The following is a 7,248-nucleotide window of genomic DNA, read 5'->3' on the forward strand; positions in this document are numbered from 1 at the left end:
TCGGGCCGGACCGCGTGCCGGATCCGTGAGCCCGGCCCGACCCGTACGAGTGGACCTCGGCCGTCGGGTCTGATTCGGGGAGCCGCCGGGGAAGGTTCCTTGCGGAACCGGGTGGCGGAAGATGCCGCCGTAACTGCCGATCGCGGCCGGAGGAGGAACCTACCGTCAACTCCTGTAAGCGATATCCGACGTCTTGGAGGACAGGCATGAACAACAGCATTCGTACGGCTGCCGCTGCCGCGGCTCTCGTCGCCGGTCTCGTCACGGTGAGCGGTACGGCCAACGCCGCCGAGCGTCCGGACCGGATCACCAGTCAGGAGCAGCTCGCACAGAGCATCGCGCGGGCGGTCGCCGCCGAGCAGCAGAGCGGCGCCGTCACCGACGGGGTCATCGGCGGCATAGTGATCAACCCGTCTGTCGCGCGTTCCTGCTGACGAAGAGGAGGTGAGCACCGTGGACAGCACTGCGGACCTTGCCCGGGACGGGCAGGAGACTCCTCTGAGATGGTGTCCGAGCGGCGATGCGAGCCGCCCGGAGTCCGTCGTCCTCGGCGTGCGGTCCGGGGAAGACGGCCAGGTCGTGTATCTGGCAGAGCCCGTACCGGCCGCCGATGTCCTCGGAGCCATTCCGGAGGGGATCGCCCCGAACCGGGTGCTCCGGTTCGCCTCGCACTGCGTGTCGGACTGCGCGAACCGGGTCGGAGAGGCCTGCGGGCTGATCGAACGGATCACGACCGTGCCGGCCGGGACCGCACCCGCCGCCGTGCCGCGGTGCCACCTCCGCCCGCACTGCAAGTGGTGGAACCAGACCGGCGTCGAGGCCTGCCACCGCTGCCCCGCCCTCACGACGCTGGAACCCCGCGACGACGAACTCGCCGTTCTCGTCGCGGACCCGGCGACCACCCGCGAACAACTGGAGAGCTGGGTTGCCGCCGCACAATGAGGTGGGCCGTTCACGGCAGCGGGTCCGTTCGCCTGAACGGGCCCGCTCGCTGTGCGCGTCCGCTCCCGGAACCGGTCGCGGACCGGACCGAGCAGGAGAGAAGGGATGGTTGTGAACGACTGGATACGGTGCTTCCGCCCGGCCCCCGACGCCGGGGTCCGGGTGCTGTGCTTCCCGCACGCGGGAGGTTCGGCCAGTGGCTACTACCCGCTGTCGACCGAGCTCGCGGAGGTGGCGGAGACCCTGGTCGTGCAGTACCCGGGGCGGCACGACCGCCTCGCCGAACCGTTCGCCGAGCGGTTCGGCGAGGTCGTGGACGCGGTACTGGCCTCGCTCCCCACGAGTGACGGCCGGCCGCTCGTGCTGCTCGGCCACAGCATGGGCGCGCTCCTCGCGTTCGAGACGGCGCGTCGGCTGGCGGCGGAAGGACAGCCGCCCGCCGCGCTGTTCGTCTCCGGGAGCGAGGCCCCGGCACTGCCACGACAGGTCCGGCTGCCCAACCCGCCGGGCGACGACGACCTGATCGGGGAGATGCGGCTGCTGTCCGGCACGGGCGAGGAACTGCTGACCGATCCCGAGATCCTCCGGCTCGCCCTGCCGCCGCTGCGGGCGGACTACGCGATGCTCTTCGCCCGCACCCACGTCCCCGGGCCGCCGCTGCGCTGCCCGCTCGTCGCGCTGACCGGTGACAGGGACCCCCGGGTCTCCGTCGAGGGGGCGCGGGCCTGGGAGGGGGAGAGCGTGGGCCCCTTCGAGCTGCATGTGCTGTCCGGCGGCCACTTCTTCCTGAGTGACCACCTGAGCCGTGTCGCGGAACTCGTCGCGGCCTACGTGCCCGGCCGGGCGGTCCAGGTCACCGGCTGAAACCGCGGACACCGCACAGGGCGTGGGCCCCGACCTCCGGGTCGGGGCCCACGCCCTGTGCGGTGTGGTCACTCACTCCGCCTCGAACTCCGCGAGCAGGGCGTCGAGGGAGTCGTCACCGTCCCGCACCGCCATGATCTGACGGGCCATCTCGTGCAGCGTCAACTGCTCCAGGAACAGCGTGATGGGGACATCGAGGCCGAACTCGTCCCGCAGGCAGCCGACCAGGTGGACGGCGGTCAGGGAGTCGCCGCCGGCCGCGAAGTACGTCATCTCCGGGTCGTCGGCGTCCGCCAGCCCCAGGGCCCCGGCGATCAGCGCCCGGACCTCCTGCTCCGGGTCCGCGGCGGGCGCCTCCTGCTCCGGCTGCCGCGCCCGCTCCCCGGCCGGCGCGACCGGCGCGAGGCGGTACGCGCCGTGGCGCTCCCCGGCGAAGGGGTAGGACGGCAGCGCGGTCCGCCGGCCGCCTCCCTCCACCGTCGCCCCCACGGACGCCGATCCCGCCTCCGGGACCGGCACCGGTCCGCCCGCCAGCCACGCCTCGCCCAGCACATCCGGCCCGCCCGCGGCCGGCGCTCCGCCCGCCGCCAGCCCGGCCAGCAGCTCCGCCGCCTCCGCGCGGTCCACGGCCCGCACATAGCCGCGTACGGCCATCGGCGCACGGCCCACGCGCAGGGTGTACGCGGTGTCGGTGAGGGACGGGGCGTCCGGTGCCCGCAGCGCCTCGGCCAGCCGGCCGGCCAGCGCGTCCAGGTCCGCCCGGGTGCGGGCGGACAGCAGCAGCACCTCCGGGCCGTCCGGCGCCCCGGCCGCGCCGCGCGGCGGAGCCTGCTCCAGCACCACGTGCACGTTCGTGCCGCCGATGCCGACGGAGCTGACCCCGGCCCGCCGGGGGCCGGAACCGGGCTCCGGCCAGGAGGCCGCCCGCTCGATCAGGTGGAACGGAGAGTCCTCGAAGCCCAGTTCGGGGTGCGGCCGGCCCGCGTCGGCGTTCGGCACCAGCGTGGCGTGCTCCAGCATCAGCACCGACTTGATCAGCGCGGCCACACCCGCCGCCGCGTCCAGGTGGCCGATGTTCGACTTCACCGAGCCGATCCCGATCCGCCCGGTGCCGAGCGCCCCCTTGAACGCGGCGCTCGCCGCCGCCGCCTCGATGCGGTCACCGAGCGCGGTGGCCGTACCGTGCGCCTCCAGGTACTGGGCGTCCGCCGGGTCGAGGCCGGCCGCCGCCCACGCCTCCACGATCGCGGCGGTCTGCTGGTCGACGCCGGGCGCGGTGAACCCGACCTTGGTGGCACCGTCGTTGGTGACGGCGCTGCCCCGGATGACCGCCCTGACCGGGTCGCCGTCCGCGAGCGCGTCGCTCAGCCGGCGCAGCACGACCACACCGACCCCGTTGCCGGGCACCGTGCCGCCGGCCCGCTCCTCGAAGGGGCGGCACCGGCCGTCGGGGGAGAAGATCCCGCCCTGGTGGTGCACGTAGCCCTTCTTGTGCACGGTGTCCACGGCGACGCCGCCGGCCAGCGCGGTGTCGCACTCACCGAGCAGCAGCGACTGCACCGCGAGGTGCACGGCGGTCAGCGAGGTCGAGCAGGCCGTCTGCACCGTCAGGCTGGGGCCCTCCAGCCCCAGCCGGTAGGAGATCCACGGGGCGAGGAACTCGCGGTCGGTGAGGATGCGCACCTGGAGCGCCCCGATGGACGCGGCGAGCCCGGGATCGGTCTGCGCCGCCAGCATGTGCTCGGTGACCCCGCCGCCGACGTACACACCGGTACGGGCCGGGCCGCGCGGGTTGCGGCCGGCGTTCTCCAGCGCTGACCAGGCCGTCTCCAGGAGCAGCCGGTGCTGGGGGTCCAGGGCCGCGGCCTCCGTGCGGTTGAAGCCGAAAAGCTCCGCGTCGAAGCGGTCCGCGTCCGCGAGATGGCCCTTGGCCGGCACGTAGTCCCGGCCCCGGACCTCCCGCGCGTCCGCGCCGTCCGCTGTCAGCTCCTCCTCGGTGAAGTCGGTCACCGAGCAGAGCCCGCCGAGCAGGTTGCGCCAGTAGGTGTCCAGGTCGGGGGCGCCGGGGAAGCGTCCGCTCATTCCGACGACCGCGATCGCGGAGTCGGCTGCGAGGGGCTCGGCGGCGCTTGCGTTCTCGGTCATCGTGTGGAGCCTTTCCGGTAGCTGAGTCGTCGGGCGGCGGCGGTGGATCGTGCGTGCCGGTCACCGCCGCGTGCGGCAGCCGTCGCGGCGGTGTCGGGGCCGGTGTCGGAGGCCCCGGCGGCCGGGCCGGGGACCGAGCGGTCGAGGTGGGCGGCGAGGTCGGCCACGGTGGGGTGGCGGAACAGGTCGACGAGGCTGAGTCCGCCGTACGTGCCCAGCTCGCGCAGGGCGGCCAGAACGCTGAGCAGCCGGATCGAGTTGCCGCCCAGTTCGAAGAAGTGGTCGGTGACGGCGACCCGTTCGAGGTTGAGGACCCTCGCCCACAGACCGGCCACCAGCTGCTCGGTCGCCGTGCCCGCGACGGTGGCGGAGCCGTCCGGCCGGCACGCCACGGTGACTGGTTCCGGCAGCCGGGCCCGGTCGAGCTTGCCGTTCCCGCTGACCGGCATCTCGTCCAGCCGCACGAACACCTCGGGCACCATGGAGGCGGGCAGCCGCCGGGCGAGATGGGCGCGCAGCTCCGCGTCCGGCGGCGCGGCCCCGTCCCGGCCCACCACGTACGCCACCAGCCGCTGCTCGGTGCCCGTACCGCGTACGGTGGCCGCCGCCAGGGCGACCCCCGGCGCGCCGGCCAGCAGGGTCTCGATCTCGCCGAGTTCGATGCGCACGCCGCGCAGCTTGACCTGGAGGTCGGTGCGTCCCAGGTAGTGGATGAGGCCGTGCGCGTCGATCCGGCCGAGGTCGCCGGTGCGGTACATCCGGCTGCCCGGTGCGCCGTGCGGGTCCGCGACGAACCGTTCGGCGGTCAGGCCGGGCCGGCCGATGTAGCCGCGCCCCAGCGAGGCACCGGCCACGTAGATCTCACCGGCCACCCCGGCGGGCACCGGCCGGAGCCGCTCGTCGAGGACGTAGACCCGGGCCCCCGGCACCGCGCCGCCGAGCGCGACGGGTTCACCGGGGGTGAGGTCCCCGGTGGTCGCGTAGACGGTGACCTCGCTGGGCCCGTACGCGTTGACGACGCGCCGGCCGGGCGCGCTGAGCCGTCCGACCAGCTCGGCCGGGCAGGCCTCGCCGCCGACCGCGACGGTCCGCAGGTCCGGCAGCTGCCCGGTGAGGTCGGGCAGCAGCATCGCGGCGGACGGCGGCAGGAACACATAGGTGATGCGGGAGTCCCGCAGCCGCTTCAGCAGCCCCTCACCGATCCGCTCGTCCTCGCTCGGGATGTGCAGCTCCGCTCCGGCCACCCAGGGGAAGAACAGGTCGGAGACGGCGACGTCGAAGCCGAACGAGACGAACTGCAGCACCCGGTCGTCGGCGTCGACCGGGAAGGAGTGCCGCACCGCCCGGGTGAGATTGACCAGCGCCCGGTGCTCGACGGCGACGCCCTTGGGGACACCGGTGGAGCCCGAGGTGAACAGGACGTAGGCGAGATCCCCGGCGGACGGCGCGGCGGCGGCCCCGGCGGGCGCGGGGCCGACGGGGTCCGTGACGGCCGGGCGGTCGACCCGGATGCACGGCACCCCCAGGGCCGCCCCCGTCTCCGCGGTCTCCCGGGCGGTCAGCAGGAGCCCGGTGCCGGAACTGTCCAGCATGTGGCGGAGCCTGGCCTCCGGGTGCGCCCGGTCCAGCGGTACGTAGGCGCCGCCCGCGCGCAGGACGGCCAGGGCCGCGATGCCCTGGTCGGCGGAGCGGGGCAGCAGCAGGCCGACCCGGAAGCCGGGCCGCACCCCGGTGGCGCGCAGCCGGGCGGCCAGCGCGTCGGCCCTGCCGAGCAGTTCGGCGTAGCTCAGGCGGAGGTCGCCGCAGACCAGGGCCGTGGCATCGGGGTGCTCGGCCGCCCGGTCCGCGATTAGTTCGGGCACCAGGCGGTCCAGCGGCGCGGCCTCCGCGAGGCGGTCGGCGCCGTCGATGGTCCGGGCGCGTTCGCCGGGCCCCACCAGATCCACGGCGGACAGGGGCGCGGACGGGGCCGCGAGCAGCCCGGCCAGCAGGGTGCGGAAGTTCTCCGTCCAGCGGCGGACCGTCGCGGCGTCGAACAGGTCGCTGCGGTAGATGAACTGGGCGGCCAGTTCGTCGCCCCAGCGGTCCATGAACAGGTGGAAGTCGAACTTGGCGGTGTCCAGCGTCAGGGCGAGCCGCTCGGTTGTCGCACCGGGAAGCCGAAGACCGGGCGCCGCCTCGTCCTCGTAGCTGAGCGCCACCTGCACCACCGGGTCGTGACTGGTCTCACGGACCGGGGCGAGCGTGTCGACCACCGCCTCGAACGGCGCGTCCTGGTACGGCTGGGCCGCCAGCAGGGAGTCCCGGACGCGGCGGGTCAGCTCGTCGAGCGACGGGTCGCCGGAGACGTCCACGCGCAGCGCCAGGGTGTTGGTCAGCATCCCGACCATCTCCTGGAGTTCGGGCCGTTCGCGGCCCGAGGCCGGGTAGCCGACGACCAGGTCCTCACCGCCCGAGAGCCGGGAGAGGAACGCGGCGTAGACCGCGAACACCGTCATGAACGGGGTGGCGCCCTGGGCGGCGGCGACCTCGGCCAGCCGCGCCCTGACATCGGCGCCGAGCAGGAAGCGCTCGGTGCCGCCCGCGGCGGTGCGGACCGGCGGGCGCGGGCGGTCCAGCGGCAGCTCCATGGCGGTGGGCGCGCCGCGCAGCCGCTCCGCCCAGTGCCGCACGGACTCCTCGAACGCGCCCTCCGCGGTGCGCTCGCGCTGCCAGGCCGCGTAGTCGGGGAACTGGAGCGGGAGTTCGGCCGGCCGGTGGACGGTTCCCCGGATCTCGTGCGCGTACGCCTCTGACAGGCCGTCCAGCATCAGGCCGAGTGACCAGCCGTCGCAGACCAGGTGGTGGGCGACCAGCAGCACCCGGTGGCTGCCGTCGTCCACCGCGTACACAACGCAGCGCAGCAGCGGTCCGGCGGCGGTGTCGAAGGGGCGGGCGGCCTCCGCGCGGACCAGGGCGTCCGCACGGTCCGCCGGTACGTCGCGGTGGATCGCGGGCCGCACCCGCCCGACGGACGAGACGCGCTGGGCGGGGGTGCCGTCCTCCGCGGTCCGGAAGACCGTGCGCAGTGCCTCGTGGCGGGCGACGAGCCCGTCCAGCGCCCGGCCGAACGCCCGGGTGTGGAAGGGCCCGTGCACGGCGAAGGCGACCGGCACGTTGTACTGGGCGCTGCCCGGATTCAGCTGGTCGAGGACGAGCAGGCGGCTCTGGGCGTCGGAGGCGGGGAACTCGTACTCCTCGTTCCCGCCGCCCTCGCCGGCGTAGAGGTCGATGAGATCGACGGTGTCGACGGTCATG

General features: G+C 74.6%; 5 protein-coding genes. 3 read left to right on the top strand and 2 right to left on the bottom strand.

The window, feature by feature from the left end; translation table 11 throughout:
* Positions 1-206: 206 nt before the first annotated feature.
* The 3 genes from ACIP89_RS34750 (at position 207) to ACIP89_RS34760 (ending at position 1,806) form a co-directional block, all read left to right on the top strand.
* Positions 207-434, top strand: coding sequence for a hypothetical protein (locus ACIP89_RS34750; RefSeq protein ID WP_401932552.1), 228 nt, complete (start codon positions 207-209; stop codon positions 432-434).
* A 19-nt stretch (positions 435-453) separates the two neighbouring features.
* Positions 454-942: a hypothetical protein gene (locus tag ACIP89_RS34755; RefSeq protein WP_401934359.1), complete on the top strand. Its 489-nt coding sequence runs from the start codon at positions 454-456 to the stop codon at positions 940-942.
* A gap of 105 nt (positions 943-1,047) precedes the next feature.
* Positions 1,048-1,806, top strand: coding sequence for a thioesterase II family protein (locus ACIP89_RS34760; RefSeq protein ID WP_402118345.1), 759 nt, complete (start codon positions 1,048-1,050; stop codon positions 1,804-1,806).
* 72 nt (positions 1,807-1,878) lie between these two features.
* Here the strand turns inward: ACIP89_RS34760 and ACIP89_RS34765 are convergent, their stop codons facing one another.
* Both ACIP89_RS34765 and ACIP89_RS34770 read right to left on the bottom strand, forming a co-directional pair.
* Positions 1,879-3,951, bottom strand: a complete 2,073-nt coding sequence (locus ACIP89_RS34765; RefSeq protein ID WP_402118347.1) for a beta-ketoacyl synthase N-terminal-like domain-containing protein — start codon at positions 3,949-3,951, stop codon at positions 1,879-1,881.
* Complete coding sequence (locus ACIP89_RS34770; protein ID WP_402118348.1) at positions 3,948-7,247, bottom strand: amino acid adenylation domain-containing protein; 3,300 nt, start codon at positions 7,245-7,247, stop codon at positions 3,948-3,950. The genes ACIP89_RS34765 and ACIP89_RS34770 overlap by 4 nt, the downstream gene beginning before the upstream one ends.
* Position 7,248 lies beyond the last annotated feature (1 nt).

It is taken from the genome of Streptomyces sp. NPDC088730 (assembly GCF_044751215.1).
Taxonomy (GTDB): Bacteria; Actinomycetota; Actinomycetes; order Streptomycetales; family Streptomycetaceae; genus Streptomyces.

Bases quoted from the DNA above. Each gene is read 5' to 3' on its own strand.
- ACIP89_RS34750 (WP_401932552.1), top strand. From the start codon at position 207: ATGAACAACAGCATTCGTACGGCTGCCGCTGCCGCGGCTCTCGTCGCC.
- ACIP89_RS34760 (WP_402118345.1), top strand. From the start codon at position 1,048: ATGGTTGTGAACGACTGGATACGGTGCTTCCGCCCGGCCCCCGACGCC.
- ACIP89_RS34765 (WP_402118347.1), bottom strand. From the start codon at position 3,951: ATGACCGAGAACGCAAGCGCCGCCGAGCCCCTCGCAGCCGACTCCGCG.
- ACIP89_RS34770 (WP_402118348.1), bottom strand. From the start codon at position 7,247: ATGACCGTCGACACCGTCGATCTCATCGACCTCTACGCCGGCGAGGGC.